Annotated in this window: 19 protein-coding genes; 9 read left to right on the top strand and 10 right to left on the bottom strand. The window is 50.0% G+C overall.

Annotated features, from left to right (window positions below; all coding sequences use genetic code 11):
• Positions 1–3 precede the first annotated feature (3 nt).
• From BM367_RS06995 to BM367_RS06985, 3 genes are read left to right on the top strand one after another with little or no spacing between them, the layout of a single operon-like run.
• The gene (locus tag BM367_RS06995) at positions 4–1,482 is read left to right on the top strand and encodes a glycosyltransferase family 2 protein (RefSeq protein WP_092459267.1); all 1,479 of its coding nucleotides are present in this window, start codon (positions 4–6) and stop codon (positions 1,480–1,482) included.
• A gap of 16 nt (positions 1,483–1,498) precedes the next feature.
• Positions 1,499–4,393 carry a tetratricopeptide repeat protein gene (locus BM367_RS06990; protein WP_177224144.1) on the top strand — a complete coding sequence of 965 codons (2,895 nt, stop codon included), beginning with the start codon at positions 1,499–1,501 and terminating at the stop codon, positions 4,391–4,393.
• 22 nt (positions 4,394–4,415) lie between these two features.
• A complete protein-coding gene (locus BM367_RS06985) occupies positions 4,416–6,656 on the top strand; it encodes a DUF4838 domain-containing protein (protein ID WP_177224143.1) in 2,241 nt (746 codons plus the stop codon).
• On the opposite strand, the gene BM367_RS06980 is transcribed toward BM367_RS06985, so the two are convergent.
• On the bottom strand, positions 6,625–7,659 hold the full coding sequence (locus BM367_RS06980; protein ID WP_092459261.1) for a DUF4407 domain-containing protein: 1,035 nt from the start codon (positions 7,657–7,659) through the stop codon (positions 6,625–6,627). The genes BM367_RS06985 and BM367_RS06980 overlap by 32 nt on opposite strands.
• A gap of 27 nt (positions 7,660–7,686) precedes the next feature.
• On the bottom strand, positions 7,687–8,442 hold the full coding sequence (locus BM367_RS06975; RefSeq protein WP_092459259.1) for a hypothetical protein: 756 nt from the start codon (positions 8,440–8,442) through the stop codon (positions 7,687–7,689).
• A 209-nt stretch (positions 8,443–8,651) separates the two neighbouring features.
• Between BM367_RS06975 and BM367_RS06970 the strand changes: the two genes are divergently transcribed.
• On the top strand, positions 8,652–9,545 hold the full coding sequence (locus BM367_RS06970) for a glycosyltransferase family 2 protein (RefSeq protein WP_222842587.1): 894 nt from the start codon (positions 8,652–8,654) through the stop codon (positions 9,543–9,545).
• 1 nt (position 9,546) lies between these two features.
• On the opposite strand, the gene thiL is transcribed toward BM367_RS06970, so the two are convergent.
• Positions 9,547–10,590, bottom strand: a complete 1,044-nt coding sequence (gene thiL, locus BM367_RS06965; protein WP_092459257.1) for a thiamine-phosphate kinase — start codon at positions 10,588–10,590, stop codon at positions 9,547–9,549.
• Positions 10,591–10,616: 26 nt separating this feature from the next.
• Positions 10,617–11,387: an inositol monophosphatase family protein gene (locus BM367_RS06960; RefSeq protein ID WP_092459255.1), complete on the bottom strand. Its 771-nt coding sequence runs from the start codon at positions 11,385–11,387 to the stop codon at positions 10,617–10,619.
• 72 nt (positions 11,388–11,459) lie between these two features.
• Here BM367_RS06960 and BM367_RS06955 point away from each other — a divergent pair, with 72 nt between their 5' ends.
• From BM367_RS06955 to BM367_RS06945, 3 genes are all read left to right on the top strand, one after another.
• The gene (locus BM367_RS06955) at positions 11,460–12,596 is read left to right on the top strand and encodes a glycosyltransferase family 2 protein (RefSeq protein WP_092459253.1); all 1,137 of its coding nucleotides are present in this window, start codon (positions 11,460–11,462) and stop codon (positions 12,594–12,596) included.
• Positions 12,597–12,676: 80 nt separating this feature from the next.
• Positions 12,677–14,218, top strand: a complete 1,542-nt coding sequence (locus BM367_RS06950; RefSeq protein WP_092459251.1) for a GH3 family acyl-acid amido synthetase — start codon at positions 12,677–12,679, stop codon at positions 14,216–14,218.
• A complete protein-coding gene (locus BM367_RS06945; RefSeq protein ID WP_092459249.1) occupies positions 14,179–14,922 on the top strand; it encodes a LysE family translocator in 744 nt (247 codons plus the stop codon). The genes BM367_RS06950 and BM367_RS06945 overlap by 40 nt, the downstream gene beginning before the upstream one ends.
• 30 nt (positions 14,923–14,952) lie before the next feature.
• Here the strand turns inward: BM367_RS06945 and BM367_RS06940 are convergent, their stop codons facing one another.
• Together BM367_RS06940 and BM367_RS06935 are read right to left on the bottom strand one after the other, a co-directional pair.
• Complete coding sequence (locus tag BM367_RS06940) at positions 14,953–16,017, bottom strand: LacI family DNA-binding transcriptional regulator (RefSeq protein WP_092459247.1); 1,065 nt, start codon at positions 16,015–16,017, stop codon at positions 14,953–14,955.
• Between the two features lie 53 nt (positions 16,018–16,070).
• Positions 16,071–18,971, bottom strand: coding sequence for a serine hydrolase domain-containing protein (locus BM367_RS06935; protein WP_177224142.1), 2,901 nt, complete (start codon positions 18,969–18,971; stop codon positions 16,071–16,073).
• Positions 18,972–19,140: 169 nt separating this feature from the next.
• Here BM367_RS06935 and mutL point away from each other — a divergent pair, with 169 nt between their 5' ends.
• The gene (gene mutL, locus BM367_RS06930) at positions 19,141–21,084 is read left to right on the top strand and encodes a DNA mismatch repair endonuclease MutL (protein WP_092459243.1); all 1,944 of its coding nucleotides are present in this window, start codon (positions 19,141–19,143) and stop codon (positions 21,082–21,084) included.
• Positions 21,085–21,128: 44 nt separating this feature from the next.
• The gene (locus BM367_RS06925) at positions 21,129–22,211 is read left to right on the top strand and encodes a hypothetical protein (RefSeq protein ID WP_143103978.1); all 1,083 of its coding nucleotides are present in this window, start codon (positions 21,129–21,131) and stop codon (positions 22,209–22,211) included.
• Between the two features lie 5 nt (positions 22,212–22,216).
• Here the strand turns inward: BM367_RS06925 and BM367_RS06920 are convergent, their stop codons facing one another.
• The 4 genes from BM367_RS06920 to BM367_RS06905 form a co-directional block, all read right to left on the bottom strand.
• Complete coding sequence (locus BM367_RS06920; RefSeq protein ID WP_092459239.1) at positions 22,217–22,606, bottom strand: DUF302 domain-containing protein; 390 nt, start codon at positions 22,604–22,606, stop codon at positions 22,217–22,219.
• Positions 22,607–22,723: 117 nt separating this feature from the next.
• Positions 22,724–23,845 (bottom strand): permease, encoded by a 1,122-nt coding sequence (locus BM367_RS06915; protein ID WP_092459237.1) that lies wholly within the window; start codon positions 23,843–23,845, stop codon positions 22,724–22,726.
• 93 nt (positions 23,846–23,938) lie between these two features.
• Complete coding sequence (locus tag BM367_RS06910; protein ID WP_092459235.1) at positions 23,939–25,258, bottom strand: heavy metal-binding domain-containing protein; 1,320 nt, start codon at positions 25,256–25,258, stop codon at positions 23,939–23,941.
• Between the two features lie 33 nt (positions 25,259–25,291).
• Positions 25,292–26,602, bottom strand: a complete 1,311-nt coding sequence (locus BM367_RS06905; RefSeq protein WP_177224141.1) for a heavy metal-binding domain-containing protein — start codon at positions 26,600–26,602, stop codon at positions 25,292–25,294.
• Positions 26,603–26,611 lie beyond the last annotated feature (9 nt).

The following is a 26,611-nucleotide window of genomic DNA, read 5'->3' as shown; positions in this document are numbered from 1 at the left end:
ATTATGCTGCTGAATTTTACCATATCCCACCTCTGGCATCTATTGCAAAGCCTGTATGAAGGCTTTATCTTTTATTACGCAGCGGCCATTATGTCGCTCTACGTTATCCTGGCTATTTTTTCAGCCCTTGCCATCCGTCAGTTTAAGCGCCGCAATAGTTTCGTTGACTATAAATCCATCTTGAATTCTCCGCATGCACCTGGCATTTCCGTGATTGCACCAGCTTACAACGAAGGAGCAACTATCATAGACAATGTGCATTCCCTGCTTACACTCAACTATGCAAAATTTGAAGTGATTATCGTGAACGATGGCAGTACCGACGATACGCTCGAAAAATTAATTCGGGAATTTGAACTCGTGCCAGTGAAATTTGACTATCAGGAACGCATCGTAACCCGACCGGTAAAAAGGGTTTTTCGCTCCACGAATCCGGCTTTTTCCAAGCTTATTGTGGTGGACAAGGAAAACGGCAAAAGCAAGGCCGATGCTTCCAATGCAGGCATCAACGTGGCATCCTACCCGCTGTTCCTCTGCACCGATGTGGATTGCATCATTGAAAAAAATACCCTGCTCCACATGGTCAAGCCCTTCCTGGAAGAAGAAATCCGGGTGATAGCTGTGGGAGCCACCATCCGCATTGCCAATTCCTGCGAGGTAGATCAGGGCGTATTGCTTCGCGTCATTCCTCCCAAAAAACTGTTGCCCCGCTTTCAGGAACTGGAATATATCCGCTCATTTCTGCTGGGTCGCATGGCCTGGAGCCAGATGAATGGATTAATTATTGTAAGCGGCGGATTGGGTTTATTCGACAAAGAAATCGTGATTAAAGCCGGTGGATATGACCATACTTCGTTTGCAGAAGATATGGAAATGATCACACGCATGCGCCGGTATATGGAAGAAAACAAACTACCCTACCGCGTGCGGTACATTCCCAATTCCCAGTGCTGGACCGAGGGGCCTTCCACCTTGAAAGTATTCAGCAAGCAAAGAACCCGCTGGGCACGAGGATTGATTCAATGCCTCACCGTACATCGCCGCGTGATTGGTAATCCCAAATACGGCATCATGGGATTGCTCACCTATCCTTACATGGTGCTGTTCGAATGGCTGGCACCCTTTCTGGAAATCACCGGACTGATCTTCTATGTTGTATCAGGCCTGACAGGGTCTATCAACTGGACACATACCCTGATCCTGCTGCTTTATGTGTATAGCTTTTCCGTAGCCATTACCACGATAGCTGTTCTGTGGGATCAACTTACCTTCAAGTATTATGACAGCATATGGCAGGTGATTGGTTTGTGCGCAATGGCTATTGTTGAGCCTATTCTTTATCATCCGTTGAATGTATTTTTCTCTATCCGCGGAAATTATTTTTATTTCACCGGAAAAAAACTGGCCTGGGGCAATATGTCGCGTCAAGGCTTTGCTCGCCGGCAAATGGCCCAGGCACAACCATCAGAAGCTTCAACTTGAAAGCTACAGAACAACTATGTCTCACATCGTATACCCTGCGCATTTTTTGCGTCTCTCCAGCATATGTTTGGGCTTCCTCATCATGTTCAGCTTGCAACAGGCTCATGCACAAAAAATTTCATCAGACGATCTGTTGAAACAGGCCCTGTATGAAACCAATGTGCAACATCATTACGAGAAGGCTATAGCTTTATGTAAACAGGGATTGGCCTTAAGTCCGGATTACCTGGATATCCGACTGCTGCTGGGAAGATTGTACATGCTCACGCATCAATATGATTTAGCTCGCATTGAACTTTCTCGTGTGCTGGCCAAACAGCCCAACAATGCGGATGCGCTGACTTATCTCATCAACCTCGAAATGCAGGATAAACGCTATGATGAAGCACTATGTTACGCCAACATGGCATTGTATTATTATCCCGATAGTGTATTTTTTATTCTGAAAAAAACGGCTGCATTGAGCGCGGGATCGAAGTTTGATGAAGCCATGCAGGTCTTGCAGCAAAGCATGAAAAAACTACCCAATCAAGCCCAACTACACATAGCCTATCTCGATCAACTGGTAACAGCTGCCCGTTCATATCAGGATCAGCATAACTATATCCAGGCACATGCATATCTGCAACAAGCCCTGCAGATAGATCCCGGCAACAAGCTAATACTGACTTATCTCATCAACCTCGAAGCCGCCTATGAACATTATGACGAAGCCCTGATTTACGCCAATCAGGCTTTGCAACACTACCCGGATGATCCGGAATTCATCAGGCGTAAAATTGGTATTTTGATTTCAGCCAAACGCTATCTGGAAGCGGAAGACTTTTTGCAGCAACTGACCCGCAAAGATCCACGCAATGCGGAATGGAGAAAACTTGCCACCTACGTGCATTTGCAGGCAGCCAGGGATTATGCGCATCTGATGCCCCAATATCAGTACAATGCCGTGCTGGTCAACGACCCTACCAACCGGGAAGCTCTTCAGGCCCTCATCAACCTGTACAGCGCACAAAATGCCTATCCGGAAGCATTGATCTATGCCAACCAGGCTTTACAATACTATCCGGACGACACGTTGTTTCTGCTGAAAAAAATTGCCCTGCTCGATGCCATGGGGAAATATGCTGAAGCCTATCCGCTCACAGCCCGGCTGGCTGCCCAATACCCTGGGCATCGGGAACTGAAAGTCCATCTGCTGGATGAATTGATGATGGCCGGACGAGCATTTGAACAAGATCAACAATGGGACAGTGCTGCCAGTTATTATCAACAAATGCTGGACGTCGATTCATCCTATCTCCCGGCCTACGACAGGATGATTGCCCTGAGCCTGGAGCAAAAACAATACAACCTGGCACTGGCTTACGTACGAAAGGCCTTACAACTATCAACAAATCCTGAGCCCTACCAATTCCGGGAAGCCGGTATTCTGGAAGCTGCTGGCCGATACCAGGAGGCCGCTGCTATCACCCGCCAGCTCATGACAGCCCATCCCCAAAACCTGCGCTACCGCCAGGCCTACCTCGATCAGCTGCTGGAAGCTGCTCGTGCCGATATGCAAGCCCAACAACCCGGCCAGGCCGTGGAAGACCTGCAGATGCTGCTAACCCTGGATCCTCCTCGTGCGGAAGCCCTTGACCTGATGATCAATGCCCTCTACCAGATGAAACAATATGGCGCCGGACTGGCCTGGTGTGATACGGCTCTTCAATATTACCCGCAGGATAAGGATTTTCTGGTAAAAAAAGCAGGGCTGTTGGAAGCCTCGGGCCAATACGCTGAAGCCGCCCGGCTGCTGGCCAATTTGTTCACGCGTTACCCGTATGATACAAAGTTGCAAAACAGCCTTAGTGAAAATTTGTTTCTGGCCGGAAAACAATTTGCTGCAAATAACCAGACCGATAGTGCCAGCAGCTATTTCTGGGCAGCCATCCGCCAACAACCATCCGATACGCTGGCCTGGATTAGCCTTATTAACCTCAAAGCCAGCCTTCAACAAACCGATTCAGCCCTGTGGATTGCCGACAGCGCTTTGCATTATATCCCCCATGTGCCCGAACTGCTGATGAAAAAAGCCAGCTTTCAGCTGGCTGCAGGCAAATCCAAGGATGCCCTGCAAACCCTCGACAGCCTGCTGGAAACCGATCCGCACAATCTGGCAGCCAAAGCGCTCCGCGATCAGATCCGCATCGCCTCTTACCACCAGGCCATCGGCATAGATTATAATTTCACTTCCTTTGGCGACCGTACGACCCCTCCCTGGAACCTGGCCAGCCTGTACTACCAGCGCCTGCCGCACTGGGGGAGTTATGACTTGCGCCTCAACTTCGCCAACCGCAACAACCGCAACGGCCTGCAGGGCGAAGCTGAAGTGTACTGGAATCACGATTCTTCCAATATTTCCTATGTTGATCTGGCCTTTGCACATGATTCCCTCTTCCCCAGGCTTCGAGCAGCCTATACTTTCACCCATTATTTCCGCAAGGGCTGGCAAGCCGATATCGGGGGCCGGTATCTGAACTTCGACAGCTCGGCATTGGGCTCAGCTTACCTGGGATTGGGAAAATACTTCAGCGACTACTGGCTCTATGCACAGGCTTACCTGACACCCCAGAACAAGCAACTGTTTGGTGCCTACCGGGCTACCTTGCGTTATTATTACAGCGAACAACGAGACGATTACCTGAATCTGATTGTGGGAACCGGTATTTCGCCCGACGATCGCAGCCGGTATTTTGGACTGAACAAATGGCTAAGCCTGTCGGCTACCAACGTCGCAATAGGCTACCAGCATATCTTCCGCGGACAAACCATCGCGGGGCTTACCCTGAGTTGGACCAACCAGGAAATTGCTCAGGGCATTCGCCAAAACGAATATGATGTGTATGTACACCTGGTTCAAAAATTCTAAACCCAAGCTTCTGTTGATCCCTATGAGCCTTGCTCTGGGAATCAGCTCCTGTGCTCAGCCATATTCCCAGCTCAAATTGGTGCAAGAAGGCAAGTCGCGTTATGCCATTGCCATTACTTCCCATGCAAGCCGGTATGAAAAACAGGCTGCCGAACTGATCCGGCAATACACCCGTCAGGTAACCGGCGTTACCCTGCCTGTTCTCACTGCTGATGACACCACACAACTCCATCAGCCCGTCATAGCCATTGGCTATACGGCCTGGGTACCGAAATCCTGGCTACAAGATATTCAGCAACTCCCCGAAGGAAGTGTGTTTATCCGGGTACAGGCTCCCCATATCATCCTGGCCGGCGGCGGAAAACGCGGCGTGCTGAATGCGGCCTATAGCTGGATAGAACAGGTCTTGCATTGCCGGCTTTACGCTGACAATGTACTTCATATACCCGAACAACGCACCTTAACTATTCCTTCATCCTTGCAAATTGTGGAAAAACCCACGTTTTCCTTTCGCCAGGTTTACGATCCTCAAGCCATGAATGCCCGGTATATGGACTGGCACCGGCTCAACGATTTTGCCGATTTCTGGGGATTGTGGGGACATTCTTTTTTTAAACTCGTTCCGCCTGAAAAATATTTTCACACCCATCCGGAATATTTTGCCCTGATAAACGGCAAACGCCAGCCCACCCAGCTATGCCTGAGCAATCCGCAGGTCCGGCAATTGGTTGTAAATGCCCTGCGTGAACGGATACAACAAAACCCCGATGCTCGCTACTGGTCTGTATCTCCAGAAGACAATACGGCATTCTGTACCTGTGATTCCTGTGAAAAATTATACGCTACTTATGGCGGCGTTTCAGGTGCTTTGCTGCATTTTGTAAATCAAATAGCCGTTCATTTTCCCGATCATATCATCACCACCCTGGCTTATGGCCCCACCCAGCATCCGCCCCAACATATCGAAGCGGCCCCCAATGTGGGGATCATGCTCAGCACCATCAACTGCGACCGGAGCGAGCCCATCGCCATCAGCCCCCGCTCCGCCCCATTCCGTCGTGACCTGGAAGGCTGGGAACGGCTCACCCATCACCTGATGATCTGGGACTATACCGTGCAGTTTACCCACTACCTGGCTCCTTTCCCGGATTTTCATATCTTTCAGCCCAACTTGCAATACTTTGCGCAACATCATGTGGAAGCGATGTTTGAGCAAGGTAGCGGCGAAGACCCCAGCGTATTCGACGAATGGCGTTGCTACCTGCTGGCCAAGCTGCTCTGGAACCCGAATACAGACGAAAAAGTTATTCAACAAGATTTTCTGCAGGGTTACTACGGACCTGCTGCTCCTTACATCGCCCAATATTTCGGCAGCATGCAGCATGCACTGGAGCAATCACATGCCCACCTCGATATTTACGGCAATCCGCTCGACGCCAAAAACAGCTGGCTGAGTCCCGACTCACTGGTAAGCTATCATCAGCTGCTGAAACGGGCCATGGACGCCGTGCAAAACATGCCCGAACTAAACATGCGCGTGCAGAAGATTTACCTTTCCTACCTGTATGTAAGGCTGCTTCAGGCCTGGTTCTATGGAACCGATGCACACGGTGCCTTTATGGAAAATGCGGCCGGCAAATGGACTCCCGATCCGCAAATACAAAGAGATCTGCAGCAATTCCGGCAAATCACCCAACAAATGGGCATTCACTACCTCAACGAAGACCATCAAACGGTGGAATCGTTTGTGAATACCTACCAGCAGATGCTCCGGCAGGGTGTGGCCATGAGCCTGGCATTTCATAAGCCCGTGAAGCTGCTCACGTCTCCCATTCCCGACTATCCGGCCAAAGGCCCGCAAATCCTTACCGATGGCATATTGGGCACAAATGATTATGCTTTTAACTGGCTGGGGTGGTACGGGCAGAATATGGAAGTGGAAATTGATTTGCAGCAAACCCAATCTATCCATGAACTAACAGTGGGTTTCCTGCAGGATCCCCGACATCAGATTTTCCTGCCTACCGCAATCAGCGTGAGGGTATCCAAAGATGGGATCAACTTTACTCCCGTTGCCAGTGAGCCCGTGTTGGAAGGTCAGCTTACCGATCAAGCCGAAAGAAAAGACATTTCCATTCAGTTTACGCCCACGGAAGCCCGGTTTGTACGCATCATGGCCACATGCAGGAAAAGCTTGCCCGACGCGTATTTCCGGCCGGGCAAGTTACCCGCTATTTTCGCAGATGAGGTGCTGATTCATTAACTGACTCATTAACATACACAAACTTATCCATTTGCCTGCGCTTGTGGTCTTCCACATATGCCAGCAATTCCTCGTACATATTGGTGTTGTGTCCATCCAAAATTTTGATGGTTAATACCAGCAATTCAATCAACAAAAACACAAAAATCACAATTAACCACATAAAGAAAGCCGGTCGGTTCCCCTCTGTATGGAACATAAAGTAAAAGAAAGCATTGATTTCTGTGAGCAAACCGTGTGAGTGCTCCAGCTCCTGCCTGATCTGGTCGGCTACATTTTGTTTCTGGGTTTCGAGGGCTGAAATTGCGCTATCGGCCTGGCTTCGCAAACGATACAACATCGGAATCCGATTTAATTCCGGATTGGCTTGTGCGGTAAATTGCGCTGTATGCGCACGTTGCAGGATTCTACCCGCAGAATCGCGTACCACAGTTTGGGTGTAATTGGGTAGCTGAATCGTGGGATGCTTTCTGACTTCGGCAGTAACCTCCTGAATCTGGGAATCAATCTGCTGGCGCTGCAGGGAAAGCTGCTGGATGTGTTCATCTATCAGCTGCATACGATAAGGGATGAGTTGCTGGATCTGCAATTCAATATATTTCTGACGAGCCTGCTGAATATCTTCTTTAAACAGCATTTGATCCAGAATGACAGAACCTACTAACGACATCAAAAAGGCCAACACGGTTCTGAATATTGCTATCCTAGAAAAGAATCTTTTAATCTGGGAATGAATAATCATGCGTTCCACAAACCAGATAACCACAAGCATGAAGATTCCACCTATTATAGCTTTTCCCCTGGTTAAACCTAAATATTGCATACTAAAGAAATATCCTACAAAAAACCACAAACCCATCACCAACATTACGCCCAGCGCATATTTCCAGATTTGGTGCATGGTTCTTGGACCTGCTTCTTTGGCAATGGGATACCGATGATCGGTCAGGAAACAACACCAGAGATCCCAGAATTGGGTGAGTCGAACAAGGATACGTGTCATAGGATAGCAGATTTATGTTTAACCTTTTTATGCAATACTTTGAGCCCGGCTGATTTCCACAATTCCTTCCTGAAAACCATTTTCAAAAGAGGTGAGCATCACATAAAACGGATTATAGTCCGCCTGATTGGGTTCATGGGGCATGTCAGGATCAATCTTATGTTCGCGAATTTGCTGGATGATGGCTACGCCTTTCTTTTTCAATTCCATTGTCCTTTCAAATTCTCTTTGATATAACTCTGCTTGCTGATCGAGATTCTCGGCCAGCGAAATATAACCTTCCGCCCGCCTGGACCGGGCAAGCTTTTCTGTTGATTCTTTGAGTTCTTTGTATCTACTTATTTCCTGATCAACCAACAACAACACCCGCCCCACCAGCTCTTCCATGCGCGTCCATTTATAATCCGACGATCCTAACCGAACAGCCGTCTGATAACCCTCTTCCCGATAACTCTTTGTCAGCAAATCGTGGATCTTCTCCTGGGTTGAAAGATGATCGGACAATGATCCGTTTTGCTCAAATTTGGGTGGTTGAGACTGAGCATTGTCCTTCGGGGTTTGTTCCTGTACTTGATCTGATGTGGATTGCTCAGCAGGAACCGCATCTTTGGTGGCCGGAATGGCCTGGCCATTGGATGGATGTGTTTCGGGCTGCGGCGTTGGCGTAGGAGCAGCAACTTCCAGCCTCTCTTTCATCGTATGCCGGAAAAAGACGACAATAATCAAAATCAAGGCTGCAAGCGCGAAGATTAAGGCAATGACAGAGATTGTGATATTTTCCATAGTGTATGAAATTTACATGAAAGACAAAGGTCAGTAAGTCCTATGCAATCAAACTGCACAAGTAGAAAGGGGAAGCAAAAATGCGGGTTTTGAAAAATAGCCTGTATTGAAATTGGAAAACGAAAAATGAGGAATAATATTGTTTATCCGATGGATCGGGGATTGGGTGGAGCAAATCATGTTAACTTTGAAACGCAATTCCGTTGAACATGCCGTTTATGATTTCCGATCAACGAACCGTTTCAAAATCTTCTGCTTGTCTATTTTCCATCCTCATTCCCACATGGAACAATCTTCCTTATCTCCAGCTATGCATTGAAAGCATTCGCCAACATTCAACTTTCCCGCATCAAATCATTGTCCATATCAACGAAGGAACAGATGGCACCCTGGAATGGGTCAAACAACAGACGGATATAGACTATACGTATTCATCGAGCAACATTGGGGTGTGCTATGCTTTAAATGCTGCCCGGCCTTTGGTACAAACGGATTTTATCGTCTATCTAAACGACGACATGTATGTATGCCCCGATTGGGATCGGGTGCTGTGGGAGGAAATCCAGCAGCTTCCGGATTGCTTTTTCTTTCTTTCGTGTACGGCGCTGGAGCCTGTTGCTTCGAGCAACTGCGCCATACAAGCCAACTTTGGCAGCGATCCCGCTCATTTTCGCAAACAGGAGCTGCTGGCTCAGTATGCCACATTCCAAAAACCCGACTGGTTGGGCGCTACCTGGCCACCGAATGTTATACACCGCAATGTATGGGATCTGGTGGGGGGCTATAGCATTGAGTTTTCGCCGGGTATGTATTCCGATCCCGATTTCTCGATGAAGCTCTGGCAAGCCGGGGTGCGTTACTTCAAGGGATTATCGGCCAGTCGGGTCTATCATTTCGGATCGAAGAGCACAAAACGGATTCGCAAAAACAAGGGCTATTATACTTTCATCCGCAAATGGGGCATGACCTCCAGCACATTCACCCGCTATTACCTGCACAGGGGCGAACCTTTTACCGGGCCCCTTGATGCGCCGCGCTTACCTTCCAGAGTGAAATGGAAAAACAAAGGGAAAAAAATCCTTGCTTCGTTCTACCCGGCCTGATTTATTCCTGCTGAAAAGCATTCCAGCCCTGGGCCACCAGTTTGTACTTATTACCTCCTTTGGTGATGATATGGGCTCCATCGGTAATTTCCGTCATATAACCTATGACGCTAATTTGCTCACTGGTGGTGATTTTGTCGTAGTCTTCCTGGCGAATGGTAAACAGCAGTTCATAGTCTTCCCCGCCATTTAATGCGCAGGCCGTGGGATCAAGCTGAAAAGGATAGGCAGCCAGCCGCGTTTCTTCGGCAATCGGAATTTTATCTTCATAAATCACACAGCCCAGATTGCTTTGTTTGCAGATGTGCAGGATATCCGAGCTTAATCCATCGCTTACATCCATCATGGCCGTGGGACGAATATTCTGTTCCTGCAGCCATTCCACAATGTCGCGCCGGGCTTCGGGTTTCAGTTGGCGGCCAATGACATAGGTATAAGGCTCTAATTCAGGCTGGATATTCGGATCATCCAGATAAAGCCGCTTTTCTCTTTCCAGAATCTGCAAACCCAGATAAGCAGCACCCAGATCGCCGCTTACACAAATCAGATCGCCCTTGCGGGCTGTGTTTCGGCATACAAACTGATCGGGGGCCACTTCTCCGATGGCCGTCACCGAAATGATAAAACCCTTCTGGGAGGATGAAGTATCACCGCCCACCAGATCCACTCCATACCGTTCACAGGCCAGGTACACCCCTTCGTAGAATTCGGTCAGCGCTTCCACGCTGAACCGGTTGCTCACGGCTATACTCATGGTGAGCTGGGTGGGTGTGGCCATCATGGCGTAGATATCAGACAGGTTCACCACCACAGCTTTGTAGCCCAGATGTTTAAGAGGTGTGTACAATAAATCGAAGTGAATGCCCTCGATGAGCAAATCGGTGCTGATGACTGTTTGCCGGCCAAAATGATCGATGACGGCAGCATCATCGCCCACACCCACCAGCGTACTGGCGTTCTGGATCTCGATGTTTTTGGTGAGGTATTCGATCAATCCGAATTCACCCAGGGTGGAAATTTCTGTGCGTTGAGGTTCTTCTGCCATGGTTCAGGAAATGAAAAGGTAAATAATCAGGCCGTCTGTACAGCACGAACCAATGCTTCATGAATTCGGCCATTGGAGGCAATCAGTTTGGATGATGCAAGCCGGTAGGGCTGCCCTTCAAAATCGGTAACGCTTCCACCGGCTTCCCGCACAATCAGCCCACCCGCTGCCACATCCCAGGCATGGATATGGTGTTCCCAATATCCATCGAACCGCCCACAGGCCACCCAGCAAAGGTCAATCGCAGCCGACCCCAGCCGCCGCACCGGCACGCCTTGTTTGATAAAATACCCAAACACCTGTACCGGATCGTGTGGCATATCACGCCACTGATAAGGAAATCCCGTTACCAGAAAAGCCTGCCGGATCTGATCCTGAGCGGAAACCTGGATAGGCTTGTCATTCAGATACGCCCCCTGCCCTTTTTCAGCAAAAAACAATTCATTGAGAAAAGGATTATACACGGCACCCATAATCACCTCCCCTTCCTTTTCCAGCGCTATGGACACCGAACAAATAGGCAACCGATGCGCGAAATTAACGGTACCATCGAGCGGATCGATGATCCAGCGAAAAGTACCCGAATGTTCACTGGAGCCGGCTTCTTCACTGAGTATGGCATGATCGGGATAGCGATTTCGAATCTTCTCCAGAATCACAGCCTCCGATCTTTTATCCACTTCCGTAACCAGATCATTCACTGTACTTTTATGGCTGATCTGAAAATTCTCTCCGATCCCTTCAAGGAGAATCCGGCCTGCTGCCTGAATAGCGTCTAACAAAACTGCCTTGTACATGGCCACAAAGATAGATGATTACCCTTGTTTGGCAGGAAAGCTCAACACTCATCGTGTATATTTGAACTGAATATGCAGCTTTCTGTGATCCTGGTTCACTACCAGACACCCGATTACCTGGAGCTCTGTTTGTGGGCTATTCGTAAAGCAGTTCAGGATATAGCGGCCGAGATCCTGGTGGTGGACAATGCTTCTCCTTCACCGGAAGTACAGGCACTGAGCAGGTATTTTCCAGAGGTTACCTGGATATGGAACACCCGAAACTTAGGATTTGGTGCTGCCTGCAACCGGGCAGCAGCTCAGGCTTCAGGCACTTATTTGCTTTTTCTGAATCCTGATACCCTGATCGATCCCGGTGGATTGCAACGAGCACTGATTTTTATGGATCAGCACCCGGAGGTTCACGCCCTGGGCCCTTACCTGCAAAACAGCAAAGGTGCGTTTCTGAAGGAAGCCCGCCGGGCATTCCCTACACCCTGGAACAGCCTTTGCAAAATACTGGGGCTCGACGATCTTTTTCCCCGTTCCCGCCTGCTGGCTGGGTATTACGCCGGGGATAAGTCTACTCATGAAGTTCAACCGGCCGAAGTGCTTTGCGGTGCCTGCATGCTCATCCGGAAAAAAGCCTGGGATGCGGTGGCTGGATTTGACGAAACCTATTTTCTCTACGGTGAAGATACCGATCTGTGCCTGCGCCTCCACCAGCAGGGATTGCAGGCCTATTTTTTCCCGGACTGGAAAGTATTGCATTTCAAATACCGGAGCATGAGAAGCAATCCAAAAGTGCACCGGTATTATTTTTTCCAGGCCATGAAAACCTACGTACAAAAGCATTTCCCGCATCATCGTTGGTATTTGTTTCCGGGTATCGAACTGGTGTATAGGCTATCGCGTTTGTCGTCCAAATTCCGCCCAACTCCTGTTGCCCCATGCATAAGCCAGCAATTACAAGGTACTATTCTCACCTCACCGCTGCACCCCCCGCTCCCTTCCTGGTGTGAGCCACCTTCCTGGCGAATCAGGGAGGTGACTTCTGATGAATTGTTTTCTCTGTTTTCAGGCCATTCTCCGGATCATGTGGTGGTTGTCCACACGGCAGCTTTCACTCCCGACAGTTTTTTTCGGCTCCTGTTAACAGCCGGTCGGCAGAACAAATGCATCACATGGATCAGCCCCTATACTGGAAAGCTGGTCATCCATCGGGAATGAAATACTGGAGGGGGTGTTCTGGACTTTGTCGTTCTTTATCCCTAAATTTGCCCGCACCTACTATCTAAGCTTAACGATAAATGCCCATCATTGGAAACTTAATTGCCCGTTCACTTCAGATCAAGAAGCAATTCCAGATCGCGCTGGGTACACCTCGCACCTATCAGCTGCAGGTGCTCAGGCGCCTGCTGCAAAAAGCACAGTTTACTGAATTCGGGACAGCTTATCAATTTACCCGTATCCTGCTCTCTCCACACTGGGTAAAGGAATATCAGCATACGGTACCCATTCACAGCTACAACGAAATGCATCGCAGGTGGTGGTATAAATGCCTGGAGGGTCAGGCAGACGTGACCTGGCCAGGTAAGGTGCCATACTTTGCACTCAGTTCGGGCACTTCTGAATCGTCGAGCAAGCATATTCCCGTCACAAAGGACATGCTGCGCAATATCCGCAAGGTGGGTATGAAGCAGCTGTATTCGATGGTGAATTTCAATCTTCCGGCCAAAACCTTCGAAAAAGGTATCCTGATGCTGGGCGGTACCACTGCTCTGAATCAAAGAGGGGATTACTACGAAGGAGACATGAGTGGTATCAGTGCCAAAAACATTCCCCGCTGGTTCCGGGCCTTTTACAAGCCGGGAGAAAAGATTGCCAGCAAACCTGATTGGGATCAACGTATCCGGCTCATCGTACGCAAGGCACCGGAATGGGATGTAGGCACGATTTGCGGAATTCCGGCCTGGGTACAGATCGTGATGCAAAACATTGTGGAATACCATGGCGTGCAGCATATTCATGAGATCTGGCCTAACCTGGCTGTGTATATTCATGGGGGTGTGTCCATAGAACCTTATCGGGAAAGCTTCAAGCGGCTCTTAGGGAAGCCTATTACTTTTATTGAAACCTACATGGCTTCCGAGGGATCCTTTGGTTTTCAGGCGCGGCCGGGTGTACGGGGCATCAAGCTGGTGCTGAATGCCGGTATATTTTTCGAATTTATTCCTTTCACCCAAAACTATTTCACTGAAGACGGCGAACTGATACATGCCTATCCGCGCACCTATCTGATTGATGAAGTGGAAGAAGGCGTGGATTATGCTGTGGTACTCAGCACCTGTGCCGGAGCCTGGCGCTACCTGATTGGAGATGTGGTGCGATTTACCGATGTGGCAGAACACGAAATCATCATTGTGGGACGTACCAAACAATTCCTCAGCATCTGTGGCGAACATCTGTCCATCGACAACATGAACAAAGCCATCGATATTGTATCCCGCAAGCTGGGTATCTGCATCCGCGAGTTTGCCGTTACGGGTATGAAATATCAGAACCTGTTTGCCCACAAATGGTATATCGGCACTGACAATCCCCATGTGAATGCCGAACAGGTGAAAGCCTTGCTCGACCAAACCTTGTGCGAACTCAACGACGACTATGCCGTAGAACGCGCTTCAGCCCTGAAAGAAATTTTCGTGGAAATCCTGCCCAATGAGCTTTTTATTGGTTTCCTCCGCCATATTGGAAAAGAAGGTGGGATGAATAAGTTTCCCCGGGTATTGAAAAATGAAAAGCTGGCCCAATGGGAGGAATACCTGCGCAGCCAGCGTATTCCATCCTGATTGATCACGTTCAAAACGCAGATTTTCTTAATTTCCCAGCCTATTGTGTATGGCTTATGGTGCTGGCTTTTATTACAGGACTGGCTATTGGTGCTTTTCTCTCCATCTCAATGGGGCCGGTAGTTTTTGCCCTGATCAAACAAAGCGTGAACAACGGCTTAAAATCGGGGGTATTGTTTGCCCTGGGTGTATCGTTCAGCGACACCAGTTTTGTGTTGCTGGGTAACCTGGCCAGCCAATACATCCTGATGCTGGAAAGCTTCAAACGCCAGATAGGCATCGGAGGCGGTATTTTGCTGCTGATCATGGGCATTCACGCCATTTTTTTCCGCAAGCCCAGCCTTGGTTCCGGCGACGAGGAAATGCCTCCTTTGGGAAAAAAGGATTACCTGAAAAGCTGGCTTGCCGGCCTGCTGATGAACACCCTAAATCCAGCCGTGGTGCTGTTCTGGATTCCCACCATCGCCGGCTTAACCGTGAAATTTCCCAACCCGGATGAACGGGTGGTGCTCTATGTTACCTGTTTGGGTTTTGTGCTGACTACCGATCTGATCAAGGCTACCCTGGCCGATAAAATCCGACATAAGCTCACGCTCCGGAAGGTCATTCTGCTGAACCGCATCTCCGGCACCATTATTTGCTGCTTTGGCCTGTTTTTAATCTACAAAGTAATTTTTGAAGTGGGCAATATGGCTGTTCACTGAGTTGACATTCAGGAATCCACTGCTACCCCCTTACCGGCTGGTGGGATACTGAACAATCCGTTTTTTTCGGGGTAAAGTGGAGGCGCGCACCAATACTTCGGCTTGTAGTTTCCGGGTTTCGAATTCCTTGACTGGCCGTTTGCTTTCGATGAGTTGCAGGAGCAATTCGGTGGCAATGCGCCCCATCTCAAAAGCCGGTTGTTTGATGACGGTTAGCGGCGGATCCAGCAATTCGGTAAGCTCAGAATTGGAAAAGCCAGCCAGCGCCATCTGATCGGGAATTTTGATCTGTAACAACCGGAGCACCCGCAATGAATTGGTGGTAAGCTTGTCTGAAGCCGCAAAAATAGCGTCGGGCCGGGGTGTTTCTGCAAGCAGGCTGCGAAGCGCCGATTCCACCTCATCATAATACATCCCCCCATGATCACAATACCGGATGTAGGATTCCCGGAGAGGTAAACCATGCTCGGCCAGAGCCTTCTGGTACCCAGCCAGTCGTTCCTTGGTGATAGACAGAAAAGCCGCATTGGCTAAAATGGCTATCCGCCGATATCCATTTTCTATCAAATGACTGACAGCCTTGTAAGATGCCTGAAAACCATCCACCGTCACTTTATGCGTGGGAATATCCTCGGCTACACGATCAAAAAACACGATGGGCAAACCCTGGGCATGTAGCTGCCGGATCATGCTAAGGTCGGTGGTTTCTGTGGAAAGCGACATGAGCAAACCATCTACCGAGCGAGAAGCCAGGTATTGCAATCCCCGCCATTCCTTGACGCTCGACTCCCGGCTCTGGGAAATTATTACCTGATAACCCTTTTCATAGGCAATGGATTCCACTCCGTTGATTACCTGCGAAAAGAAGCTGTTGGCCACTTCACACACCACCACCCCCAGCGATAAACTCCTGCGTTCCCGCAGGCTCAGGGCAATGGGGTTGGGATGATAATTCAGCTTGGCTGCATATTCCAGCACCAGTTTCTTGGTTGCCGGATTGATTTCGTAGCTATCCCGCAATGCACGGGATACTGTGGAGGTGGATAAATTCAATGCTCGGGCAATATCTTTTATGGTAGGAGCTGAATATTTCATCTGGCGTGGGTTTGGGTTCTATATCCTGCAACTCAACGACAGGTGTAATTTAATCATTTTTCTCCAATTTGGCTTTTCGGGGCCTGTACACCCATGGCATCATAGAGGGTCTGCTGGATGCGGCCACGGATATTCATCTGGATGAGCTTCATGTTGGCTCCGCCGTCCGGATACACCCGATTACTCAGGAAAATAAAAGTGAGTTTATACGCCGGATCCACCCAGATGCAGGTGCCGGTAAAGCCGGTATGGCCAAAGGTCAACGGCGATGCGCTGGCACAGGGATAGGGTTCAGGATCTTTCATCCGGTCTTTCTCTGGTTTATCCCATCCCAATCCCCGCCGGCTGATGTCACTCCGATATCCCGTAAAATACTGAATGGTGGATGGTTTGAGAAAATGTTGTCCGTTCAGGGTACCGCCGTTGAGCAACATCTGCATCAGCACAGCCAGATCATAGGCATCGGCAAACAAACCGGCATGGCCCGAAATACCGCCAAACATAGCTGCTCCCGGGTCATGCACATCCCCATGCAGCTGTTGCAGGCGAAATTGTTTTTCGTTTTCCGTAGGTGCTATTTCATTCAAAGAAGCAAAGCTGCGGGGCCTGAAGCCTATGCGGGTAAGCCCCAGCGGGGCATAGAAAGTTTTCTCCACATATTCATCCAGCCGCATCCCGGTAATAGCTTCCACAACCTTCTGCATCAGGATGAAATCATTATCACTGTACACATACCGATGACCCGGAATGAGTTTGCTGTTGCGGATTTGCATGTACATGCTATCCAGATAAGCCGGATTTATATACAAATTTTCTGCTACCCGTACAGTGTGCACCGGGTCACGATGATGGCTGTAAAGTACCGTGTCGGGATGCACGCCATCATAAAGGGTGTTTTTATAAAACGGAATCCAGGCTACCAAACCAGCCTGATGCAGCATCACATCCCGGATGGTTAAAGGCGCTTTATCACTGCCTCTTAGCCAGGGAAGATATTTTCCGAGACCCGCATCCAGATTAAGTTTCCCTTCATCATACAAACGCATGGCTGCCAGCGTGGTAGCACTTACCTTGGTACAGGAGGCCATGTCGTAAATCGTATTCAGCTGTACGGGCAGCGTATCGCCATTATCCAGGTATCCATAGGCTTTGTGAAAGAAGATTTTCCCATCCCTTGCAGCCAGCACCACACAACCGGGTGTGGCATGGGCGGCAATGGCTTCCTGCGCAAGGGTATCAATGCGCTTCAGGATACCCGGGTCAACTCCGACCTGTTCGGGTTGGACATAAGGCAGCACAACCCGGGTGCGATTCCAGGCTGTTAAACCACTCCCTGCCTGATAACGCCCGCTGACACTCACAGCCAGACGGCCGCCTGGCTCCATCCGGCCAAACAACAGGGCAGCGGCCGTCGCATAAGCCAGCGAATCATCCTCATAAGCCACTACAATGGCTTCGCCATCATGCATATCTTGTAGGGCATAAGGATTCCCAAAAAGCACCGTAACCGTTCGTGCCTCCTGCTGCAATTGCTGAATTAGCAAAATTTCTGCTTCCGACAATCCAAAATGATGAGCGGGATAGCGATTCAACCGGTGCACGCCGACGATTACCGCATCATAATCATATTTTAATTTTTTTGCCAGCGGGGCAATATTTTCCCAAGGAGAGGAAGCAGGGAAAAAATAGGTGTCCACCGGATGATAAGCCCGCAGATCACGTGCAAAATCGGTTTGTGTGGTATCGAGCCCTACGCCCACATAAGCAATCCGCATAGGGCTTTCCGGGGAAAAAGGCAAAAACTGATGATCATTGCCCAACACCACAAAACTGCTGTCGTCCATCAGCTTGGTTACTGAACGCACCGACCGGTTCAGGTCTTCAAGTAAATACGTGGTATCTACTGGCTGCCAATGCGCCAGTCCAAGCTGATACTTAGTTTCCAGAATTCGCCTGACCTTGCTATCCAGATAAGCCATGCTCAGCCGATGCTGGCGCAGGGCTGCGGCAATGGTGTCAATGGCTTCTTCCACATTTTCAGGCAAAACCAGCACATCATTCCCGGCAAGCAAAGCCTGCAGGGCGGCCTCTCCATGCTGAAAATAATTGGTAACCCCCTTCATATCAAGCGCATCGGTAAATACCAGTCCCTTATAGCCCATCCGTTGCTTCAACAGACCGGTAACTATTTTACGGGATAAAGAAGCTGGCATATGGGATGTGCTGTCGATGGCAGGGACATGCAGATGCCCCACCATAATGCCTTTTACACCCGCCCGGATCAACTGCCGAAAAGGATACAACTCCAGGGTATCCAGGGTGCGCAGCGTTTTATCAACTACCGGGAGGTCTTGATGGGAATCCACTTCCGTGTCGCCATGTCCAGGAAAATGCTTGGCCACGGCAATAATACCTTCCTCTTGCATGCCCTGCATATAAGCCCGGGCATAACGCGCTACGATGAATTTGTTTTCGCCGAACGATCGGTCGTTGATGACCGGATTATCGGGATTGTTGTTGATATCGGCGTCAGGAGCAAAATTGATCTGAATGCCCATGCGTTTGCATTGTGCGCCCACGATGCAGCCCATTTGATAAATCAGGGAAGCATCGGGCAAAGCGCCCAGCTGCATTTGTTTGGGGAAGGGTTGCACTCCCAGCAGCCGCATAGCCAATCCCCATTCCCCATCTATACCTACCCATAACGGAATGGCACTCATGGACTGATATTGATTGGTAAGCAAAGCCTGCTGCACCGGATCACCCTGAAAAAACACTATGCCCCCCACCCCTAAATCCTGAATTTCATGTTCGACCCGGGCTGCCTGTTCAGGCGAAGGCGGATTGTACACACGAATCATGAGCAGCTGGGCAATTTTTCGGGTGGTATCCATGTGCCGCATCACACTATCAGCCCATCGGCGGGCAGGCAATATGGAACTGGGTTTTTTCACCTGTTGGGCATAAATTCCCGAGGATAAAAGGCACCCTGCGGTGCCAATCAGAAGCCTCCGGCTGTATTTTCGGAATTTTGGGCAAAACATGTGAACAAACATAGGGAATCTGGCCGACTTGCAGGCTTTTTCAGCCATGTTCCGTATTATTTTCTGAACTTGCAGGGTGATGGGCGATAAAATTCAGCTTTTACCCGAACACCTGGCCAATCAGATTGCTGCTGGTGAAGTCATTCAGCGACCAGCTTCTGTCGTGAAGGAATTGCTGGAAAATGCTGTAGATGCCGGTGCTGATGATATCCTGTTGATTGTGGAAGAGGCCGGGAAACGCCTAATTCAGGTGGTGGATAATGGCTGCGGCATGAGTGAAACCGACGCCAGGATGAGTTTTGAACGGCACGCCACTTCCAAGATCCGGGATATTGATGATTTGTACCGCATTCGCACCATGGGCTTTCGGGGAGAAGCCTTGGCATCCATTGCTGCTGTGGCTGAGGTGGAAATGCGCACCCGCCCGGCTGATCAACAGCTGGGAACCTGCATTGAGATTGCCAATGGCCGCATCCTGCGTCAGGAACCCTGTGCCTGCCAGCCCGGCACGCAGGTGCAAGTGAAAAATCTCTTTTTCTCCGTGCCTGCACGCCGGCATTTCCTGAAAAGCGATGCGGTGGAGCTGCGCCATATCTGGGAAGAATTTAACCGGGTAGCACTGGCTTTCCCCGAAGTGGGGTTTAGCTTTATTTATGAAGGGGAACTGCAGCTCAGGCTGGAAAAAAGTTCGCTGAAACAGCGTGTGCTACAGCTGCTGGGTAAATCCTACGCCGATAAGCTGATTGCCGTACAGGAAAAAACACCCGATTTGTACATCCATGGCTTCGTGGGCAAACCCGATACAGCCAAAAAAAGCCGGGGCGATCAGTATTTCTTCGTCAATCGGCGATTCATCCGTAGCAACTACCTGCACCATGCAATATCATCGGCTCTTGCACCCATGATACCAGCCGACAGCCATCCGGTTTATGTGCTTTTTCTGAATGTGGATCCCGCTGAAATCGATGTGAATGTGCATCCCACCAAGCAAGAAATTAAGTTCGGAGATGAAAAGATGATCTATGCATTTGTGCAGGCTGCTGTAAGACACGCCCTGGCGGTGGCCAGCGTGACACCTGCGCTCGACTTTGAACTGCCTGCCGATATTCAGCAATCACCGGCATTGAATCAACCTCTGACACCGGATCAGCAAACCCGTATCAGTCACTCGCCTTTGTATCTGTCTTTTACCAGGCCCCATCAGGCGCACGTCATTACACCACATCGCTCGGTTATGCAGGAAAAACCTGTTACCGCTGCACCTGATAGGCCCCCCATCGAACCGGAAATCCAATCCACCGGACAATCACACAACTGGCTATCACTCTACGAAAGCCTCCAATCTTCGGTTTCTTCCCTGCCACAGCAAGCCGAGCTGGCGTTGCCTGCCAATGCTCCAGAGGATCAGGTTTTTCCGGTGCAACTTCACCTGAAATGGATTCTCCAACCGGTAAAATCGGGCTTTATTCTGTTGCATCAGCATGCTGCCCATGAAAGAATATTGTATGAAACATACCAACAGGCTTTTCTGCAACAACCGATAGCCATTCAGGCGTGCCTGTTTCCGCAGGTGCTTGAGCTTGCCCCGGCCGACCAGGCATTGCTGGAACAGATACGCGATGACCTGCGCGTGTTGGGATACCAACTTGAACGGGCGGGCAATACCAACAATTTTGTGATTCAGGGTATTCCGGCCGATCTGCCACCGGGTTTTGAAAAGCAAACCCTTACTCAGTTGCTCGCCCAATGCCGGAATGAAGCAGGTGACCTCCGGCTCGAACTCCGGGAAAAAATGATCCGTTCCCTTGCCCGCCAGCATGCCGTACCGGCAGGCCGATCGCTCACCCGTCGGGAAATGCAGCAGCTGATTGATCAGCTTTTCGCCTGCAAAGAACCTGAATTTGCCCCTTCGGGGAAAAGAACCTATATCTGGATCCGGGATGCCCAACTGGAAAAATGGTTGACCGATTTTCCTTTTGCCGACCCAACAGCAACAGGATATTTTCAGCAACCATGCTCCTAAGCCCGGTAAAGGCTTTTATATTTGCCGATCAATTTGCATATCGGATGCTAAAACCTTCTTTTATACCCATTTTCCTGGTCCTCTGGCTTACTGCCTGGGCTTGTCATCAGCGCCCCTCTGGCCAAACCTCTGCCGTACGTGACTCCGTACCGGTCGCTGTTACCCATCCCATCCAACCACCTTCTCCAGATAGCCTGCAACCCAAACCAGATACGACTATATACCCTACGCCGGCAACATCAGATACAGCACATCCAAAGCCTGCAGATGCAAATCATGCAAAGGACAGCGCTTCTGCTGCCAAAACCCGCGTTTGGCCGGTCAAATTCCCGCCTCTGCTTCCAGGGTCCATTTTTCCGGAACATCGGGTGGTGGCATTTTACGGAAACCTGTATTCTAAAAACATGGGCATCCTGGGTGAACTGCCTCCCGACCAGATGATTCCCAAACTGTTGCAGTATGCCCGCATGTGGCAGGAAGCCGATACCACCAAAAAAGTAATTCCTGCTCTTCACCTGATTGTGGTCACAGCGCAAGGTTATCCCGGAAAAGATGGGAAACACCGCCTGCGGATGCCCAACTGGATGATTGACAGCGTGCTACACATGGCCGACCGGATTCATGGCCTGGTATTTCTGGATGTGCAGGTGGGACTAAGCACCCTTCAGGATGAAGTGCCCCGGCTGGAGCCTTATCTAAAACTGCCCAATGTACACCTGGCCATCGATCCGGAATTTTCCATGAAAACCGGCGCCGTTCCCGGTACTCGCATCGGCACCTTCGACGCGGCAGATGTGAATTATTGTGTAGACTATCTTTCCCGGCTGGTACAAGAATATCAGCTTCCCCCTAAAATCCTGGTGGTACATCGCTTTACTCAACGCATGCTTACCAACTACAAAGCCATCAAACTCAGGCCTGAAGTACAAATCGTGATGGATATGGACGGATGGGGTCCCAAATGGCTGAAGATCAATTCCTACCGCAACTTCATTGCGCGCGAGCCGGTGGAATTCACTGGCTTTAAGCTGTTTTTTAAAAACGATACCCGGAATGGCCAGCCTATCATGACGCCCCAGGAAGTCTTGTCATTATTCCCGCCACCCGTGTATATTCAGTATCAATGAGCATTTCACAATTGTGCTATTACGTTCTGCAGCTTTTGCCTGACTATATCCGCCACTTCCCTGAGCTTAGGGCTGTCAACCGCCATCATGGATGCTACCGGATCAATGGCCGCTACTTCAATCTGATTAGGCTCCCGCTCCTGTACAATCACATTGCAGGGAAGCATCGTGCCAATCTTATCCTCAGCCTGTAAAGCCTGATAAGCAAAAGGTGGATTGCAAGCTCCCAGGATACGGTATTTCCGGAAATCTACATCCAGCTTCTTCTTTAAGGTAGCTTGCACGTCAATTTCGGTCAATATGCCAAAACCTTCCGTCTGCAAGGCTTGCGTAACCCGTTGAATGGCATCCTCAAATGAAACGCCGGATAATGTTTTGGAAAAGTAATACGACATAACTGATCTGTTTTAATGATTACGATTAAAATTAAACTGAAGGAAAAACAAATTGGGTAATCCTTGTTACATTCAGCATGTCCCGGGCATCCGGGCAATATAGCTTTGTTAGCCGGGTTATACTTTGGTTTTGACTTTACCTATAAAATAAGCCGCTATGGATAATGGGATGAAAATCAGATTCAATATTGTCTTGTAATTCCAGGCAAAGGAGGGCATGTGCAGTGAGGCTACAGTCGCCGGATGGCTTGGCATCCAGCCCAGCGCCTGAAACAAATAATCTACCCCCACGCCGGTAATCAATATCGATAAGAAAAGAATGAAAAACAAGCGGAACATCATCTTCGTCCCGAAGTAACGTCGATATACCAGCAAGATAGGCAGCGTAACCAGATCGGAAAATATAAAGGCAATAACCCCACCGAAATTAATGCCTCCATGCCACAACACCGCCGCCAGTAAAATGTTTCCTACCGAACAAACAAAAGAAAAGACCGCTACCAGAATGCCTATCACCGCATTCCAGACCGTGATCACAAAGGTGGGCAACTGTACCTGATTTTTGAGGAACAAGACCATCCATACCTGAGGTGGCACCACCGCTGCCAGCACAGCAGCTATCACCACGCCCAGCAAAATATCCTTTCCTACCATACGCACATCCATATAAAAATACATCATGGCATCCTGCCAGCGGGTGGAACCAGCCGGATGATGGTGGGTATGCTCCGTATGTGCTGCATGCTGGTGGTGATGGGCATGTGGATCGTGTGCCAAAACCTGTGTTTCTGTTTGCTGGATATGTTTTTTAGCCTGCTCCACACTTTGGGAACTCAGCAACCAGCGAATTAATAACGTGCCCACCAGGATCAGTAACAAACCTCCTACAATCTCACCGGCAAAAAAGGGCCAACCCAATAACATCACAATCACCAGAAAAATTTCGAACACCAAATTGGTACTGGCTATCATAAATGCTATGGCATTGGCCCAGGAAGCGCCTTTCACAACAAGCGTACGACCCATGGATACGGCGGCATAAGAGCAGGAGGAAGACAGGGCCCCAAACAAGACAGACAGGCTGAGACCTTTTACATCTGGCCGGCCCACATGCGCCGCTATGGCAGAAGAGGGAACATACGCCCGGATGATGGCCGACAAGAAAAATCCCAGCGCCAGCGGCCAGTAAATATCCCAGGCCATATTCAGTAACTCCGTAAAGATGTGTTGGAGCAGCATCGTCTGATGGATAGTTTAAAATGTTCGCCTTTAATTCAACCCAACTTAACCAAACATATCCTCATAGGCAAGAAGATTTACCAAAAGATTTTACTACATAGAAGAACCTTTCCCTTCCATTTTCATATCGGACATCTGCATACCCGACATGTTCACGCCGGCGCCATAAGTAAGGGAATACTGGCTATGCAGCAGATAACTGCCCTGATCCACGACTCGTTCTCCAGGCTTCAGTCCACTCACCACAATCGCTTCCCTCGTATTTACAGCGCCCAGCCTAACATGTCGCATCATGTAGGTATGGGGTTTCGTCTCTACCCACACCACGGGTTGGCCGGAGGCATATACTACAGCTGTGGCGGGAATACGTAAGGCTCCGGCTATCGGCTGATCTGTTTCCAGCTCCACCTCCGCCATTTCTCCGGGTTGCACCGGCACCGAGCCTGCAGAAAAAGCAATTTGCACCAGATACACCTGCGAACCGGGCTGCACGACCGGGTTGGAAAAGGCTATTCGCCCGTCAAACACATGACCAGGATGGGCGGGCAGCTGAATATGTAAACTTTTAAGATGGGAAAGCCAATCGATTTGTTCCGGATCGAGCTGTGCCTGTACCCAGAGGATGGCTGTCCGATTGAGTTGCATGACGGGTTGGCCTTCACTTACATGATCGCCTTCCTGTACGTATTTGCGGGTCAGATAACCGGCGCCACGGCTATACACAGTGAGCTTGCCCGTACTGACATGCGATGGCAAATCCTCGATCTGCCGGGGCGACAACCCCCAACGCAGCAGCCGCTGCCGGAGGCTCATCAGCAAGCTGCTATCGGTGATCATCCCCCGTTGCCATTGCCGGTAGACTGTGAGATAGGTTTGCTCATCGGCCAGCAAATCGGGACTGTAGATTTCATACAGAGCCTGACCCGAGTGTACATATTGCCCAGGATTATTCACCAACAAGCGGGTAATCCATCCCGAAAACCAAGCGCTGAGGGTTTCTACCCGTTGCGGATCAAAAATAGTGGTGCCCGTGAGCCAGAAGGTATGCGACAAGCTGCCCGCCCGCGCTATCGTGGTATGCACCCCGGCCAGCATTTCCTGGCGAGCATCGAGCACGATCATAGGCATCGCATCGCCTTTATTCATAGCAGGTACAGACTCAGCATTGGCCGTATCCCGAGGATTCCGCGGCTGAGCCTGGGCAGGATCAGCAGAGATGGGCAACAAGGGCATCCCACAGATGGGGCATTTTCCGGGTTGCTCCCTGCGGATCTGCGGATGCATGGAGCAAGTGTAAAGCGTGGAGGTGCGTTCAGCCCGTTGATTTGGGGTGGAAGAACGATGCCAGCAACCCGTCCCCAATATGCCCCACCCAAGGATTAAGAGGCTTACCATCCAAAACATTGTTTTCATGATCAAATCGCGTTTAAATGAAAAATTGAGACTTTATTCTGCCCAGGTTACAAAACTGTCGCTATCAACCATATAACCGGCTTCACGGGCTATGCGTTCGCCGGGTTGTAGTCCGGCTACCACCTGCACCCAATCGCCCTGCGAAAATCCGAGCTTCACTTCCCGCGCATGAAACACCTGGGGATGACGGGCATCCTGCACCCAGACCACCTGATGCCGACCCAGATCATCGACAGCCGAACGGGGAATAAACCATCCTTGTGATGCTGAACGGCGGTGTTCCCTGCCAAGCAGGGGATAAAGGCGAGCACGCAGCAGCTGATTCACCTTCCATCCCGGAGGAAGCGCCTGCAGATAAACCCGAAGGGATGCAAAGCGGGCATCCTCAGCATCCCGATATGGAGGGATGAAATCAATATGTGCCCGTACTTTTTGATCGGGCATTCCTTCCCGGTACAGCTCTACCGGGTCGCCCACCGATAGGTTGGCCAGCTGATCGTTGCTGACCTGCACGATAGCCCAGATTCGGGCATCGGTTTGCACACCCAATATCGGTATGCCAGCCTGTACATAATCGCCGGTTACAAAGGGCAGTTGCATGGGCTGCAGGGTGGGCGATGCGGCTGCATCGGAGGAAGCATGTGGGATAAAAATCCAGCCCGAAACCGGGCTCACCAGGGTAAAGGTGGTCAGGGGTTGCAAGGTTTGTTTCACCTGCTGCAGCTCTTCGGGCAACATACCCTGGTTGAGGAGATTTTGCTGCAGGGAAGCTATCAAGGCCGTGTCGTGTGCACGCAAAGCCTGGATCCAGTAGCGCTGCAGGGCAAGCAATTCCGGACTATATAGCTTCATCAGCGGCTGGCCAGCTTGTACCCGTTCATAAAGAGCGTGTACATACAGGGCTTCAATACGACCGCTTACCCGCGGGGTAATCAGCTGGGTATAACGTTGATCATAGGTAAGGTAGCCAAACGCCTGCAGGGTATCGGCAAGGGGTTGTAACTGCGGGCTGATTACCGGAAATGAGCCAATCACAGTACGGGTTACAGGCTCTGCCAGCAGGCTCAGGCTGCTATCGACAGTAGGGCTGGCACTGTCGGGATCTGCCGGGGCTGACTGAAGCGCGTGAAATTGCAATGTCATACCACAGATCGGACATTTGCCCGGCTGCTCTCTTCGGATCTGCGGATGCATGGGGCAGGTATAATAACCAGCGCGTTTCTCTAAACCCGCCGAATCTTGTTTCACAGAGGAAGAATGACAGCCGGTCAACCCAAATCCTGCAATCCAGATCATGCTTCCGATCAACAGCCGAACAAACAAGGAATAAGGTTTGCGTTTCATAGCATCCAT

Source organism: Thermoflavifilum thermophilum, assembly GCF_900116565.1.
Classification (GTDB): domain Bacteria; phylum Bacteroidota; class Bacteroidia; order Chitinophagales; family Chitinophagaceae; genus Thermoflavifilum; species Thermoflavifilum thermophilum.
The sequence above is the reverse complement of the archived record's forward strand: the minus strand, read 5'-3'. Positions and strand labels throughout refer to the sequence as shown.

Coding starts and splice junctions, on each gene's coding strand:
- thiL (WP_092459257.1), bottom strand. CDS start 10,590: ATGGCAGAAGAACCTCAACGCACAGAAATTTCCACCCTGGGTGAATTC.
- BM367_RS06950 (WP_092459251.1), top strand. CDS start 12,677: ATGCCCATCATTGGAAACTTAATTGCCCGTTCACTTCAGATCAAGAAG.
- BM367_RS06975 (WP_092459259.1), bottom strand. CDS start 8,442: ATGGAAAATATCACAATCTCTGTCATTGCCTTAATCTTCGCGCTTGCA.
- BM367_RS06970 (WP_222842587.1), top strand. CDS start 8,652: ATGCCGTTTATGATTTCCGATCAACGAACCGTTTCAAAATCTTCTGCT.
- BM367_RS06980 (WP_092459261.1), bottom strand. CDS start 7,659: ATGACACGTATCCTTGTTCGACTCACCCAATTCTGGGATCTCTGGTGT.
- BM367_RS06915 (WP_092459237.1), bottom strand. CDS start 23,845: ATGCTGCTCCAACACATCTTTACGGAGTTACTGAATATGGCCTGGGAT.
- BM367_RS06990 (WP_177224144.1), top strand. CDS start 1,499: ATGTCTCACATCGTATACCCTGCGCATTTTTTGCGTCTCTCCAGCATA.
- BM367_RS06985 (WP_177224143.1), top strand. CDS start 4,416: ATGAGCCTTGCTCTGGGAATCAGCTCCTGTGCTCAGCCATATTCCCAG.
- BM367_RS06910 (WP_092459235.1), bottom strand. CDS start 25,258: ATGAAAACAATGTTTTGGATGGTAAGCCTCTTAATCCTTGGGTGGGGC.
- mutL (WP_092459243.1), top strand. CDS start 19,141: ATGGGCGATAAAATTCAGCTTTTACCCGAACACCTGGCCAATCAGATT.
- BM367_RS06960 (WP_092459255.1), bottom strand. CDS start 11,387: ATGTACAAGGCAGTTTTGTTAGACGCTATTCAGGCAGCAGGCCGGATT.
- BM367_RS06940 (WP_092459247.1), bottom strand. CDS start 16,017: ATGAAATATTCAGCTCCTACCATAAAAGATATTGCCCGAGCATTGAAT.
- BM367_RS06905 (WP_177224141.1), bottom strand. CDS start 26,602: ATGAAACGCAAACCTTATTCCTTGTTTGTTCGGCTGTTGATCGGAAGC.
- BM367_RS06925 (WP_143103978.1), top strand. CDS start 21,129: ATGCTAAAACCTTCTTTTATACCCATTTTCCTGGTCCTCTGGCTTACT.
- BM367_RS06995 (WP_092459267.1), top strand. CDS start 4: ATGCTGCTGAATTTTACCATATCCCACCTCTGGCATCTATTGCAAAGC.
- BM367_RS06945 (WP_092459249.1), top strand. CDS start 14,179: ATGGGAGGAATACCTGCGCAGCCAGCGTATTCCATCCTGATTGATCAC.
- BM367_RS06955 (WP_092459253.1), top strand. CDS start 11,460: ATGCAGCTTTCTGTGATCCTGGTTCACTACCAGACACCCGATTACCTG.
- BM367_RS06920 (WP_092459239.1), bottom strand. CDS start 22,606: ATGTCGTATTACTTTTCCAAAACATTATCCGGCGTTTCATTTGAGGAT.